1 protein-coding gene is annotated in these 577 nt (G+C 72.4%); it reads left to right on the plus strand.

Annotation, left to right across the window (positions count from 1 at the left end; translation table 11 throughout):
- The coding region (locus tag G3O06_RS48560; protein WP_205820494.1) for a polysaccharide deacetylase family protein at positions 1 to 577 on the plus strand (577 nt) is incomplete at both ends.

The raw sequence follows: 577 nt of genomic DNA on the forward strand, positions 1-577 counted from the left end.
ACCTCCGCCGCCGGCCTGTGGCCGCGCAGCACGCTGCTCGGCCCGAACTGGACGCGCCTGCCGGCCGACGCCGGCCGCCGCATCGCGCTGACGATCGACGACGGCCCGGACCCGGACGTCACGCCGCGCGTGCTCGACCTGCTCGATCGTTACGACGCGCGCGCGACGTTCTTCTGCATCGGCGATCTCGCGCGTCGTCATCCGCAGTGGATCGAAGCAATCGTCGCGCGTGGCCATGCGATCGAGAACCACAGCCAGCGGCATGTGCATACGTTCTCGCTGTCGGGGCCCGCCGCGCTGCGGCGCGAGATCGCGGCCGCGCAGCAAACGCTGACCGAGATCGCCGGTACGCGTCCGCTGTTCTTCCGCGCGCCGGCCGGCCTGCGCAATCCGTTTCTCGAACCGGTGCTGTGCGAACTCGGCCTGCAGCTGGCGAGCTGGACGCGGCGCGGTTTCGATACGCGCGCGCGCGATGCCGCGACCGTCACGCGCCGCCTGCTGCACGGTCTCGCCGCACGCGACATCCTGCTCGTGCACGACGGCCACGCGGCGCGCGATGCACGCGGCGAACCGGTCG

Source organism: Burkholderia sp. Ac-20345, from assembly GCF_017104825.1.
Taxonomy (GTDB): domain Bacteria; phylum Pseudomonadota; class Gammaproteobacteria; order Burkholderiales; family Burkholderiaceae; genus Burkholderia; species Burkholderia lata_B.